This is a genomic window from Oleiphilus sp. HI0132 (genome assembly GCF_001635845.1).
This window is the reverse complement of sequence record NZ_LWGJ01000064.1, coordinates 1-1079: the sequence shown is the minus strand read 5'-3', so window position 1 is coordinate 1079 and position 1079 is coordinate 1. Positions and strand designations below refer to the sequence as shown.

General features: G+C 39.9%; 2 pseudogenes. Both read right to left on the bottom strand.

What is annotated here, in order from left to right:
• Positions 1 to 664: pseudogene (locus A3766_RS00945) on the bottom strand (site-specific integrase); the annotation flags it as partial.
• A gap of 149 nt (positions 665 to 813) precedes the next feature.
• Positions 814 to 1079, bottom strand: a pseudogene (locus tag A3766_RS30040) (VapC toxin family PIN domain ribonuclease); the annotation flags it as partial.

Here is a 1079-nt window from a genome sequence, read left to right as displayed (position 1 = left end):
GATCTTGATCTGCTAGCAACTCAGCCGTTTCAAGGACGTAATCCCATTGAATATTACTAATTCTGCGAACAATTGGAGCTTGTTGATCACGGCTAATGAATTTACTTTTTTGTCGTATTAAGGCGACCGGATTAGATGAAACTTCGCCCTCTTGCAGAAGATAGTCATAAAATGAGGATATCGCTGTAAACGTTGCTTTTATCGCAGCTTGAGAAGGAAAGTATTCCCCAATATTTGCTTCTTTTCCTCGCTTGAACTCTTCTTTTGACACGTTAACAACAAACGGGCGCCAGTCTTTATTAGGTATCCTCCCGTCAGGCGACTTTTTAAACCTGGCGACATTCTTTATACCTATCCAAGCTTCAGGTGGGTTGATACAGAAATTAATGAATTCTTCTATGTGCTCACGCTGTAGCTCAAGAATTGAAGTCTTTTCGATTTGCCAGGACCATTGTAAAAGTCGTTCGAGCTCTCTTCGATAGCTATTGAATGTGGCTGTACTGCCGTTATAGCTATAAAGAAACTTCAATGACAACTCTAGATCTTGCTGAGCGTCAGAAAAGCTTATCCAGTTTGGGCTCTGCGGCGCGACTTTAAATGGATTGCCAATAAACTCTAGGTTATCAATGATTGGTGATGGCGGGTTTCGCTTAGGGTCCTTCATTTCTTAATCGTTATCAAAGAGCTTTAGATTAAGCATAGCCTTGATTTTCTGATATTCAATATATCCGATATTCAGAAATATCGGATATATTATAAGACGTTTATGTAAATGAATTACTGTAACCCAGCTCTATATAATGCCTGGCTTACCTAACTCTGTTCCCAAGGGTTTAATATTTTGAGGTTATCCAGACTGAAATCTGAAACGTTGCGCGTTACGATAGTCATATCGTGAACAAAAGATGTCGCTGCAATTAAAGTGTCTCTATATGGCTTTGGATCTGGAACGTGATATTTTGCACTCACCAATACAACTTCTTTATCGACTGGCAGAATGCGACCATCAAAAGTTGGTAAAACGTGCTCGCTCATCCATTGTCGAAGAATCTTACCTTTTGCTTTGTCTGAACGCTCAG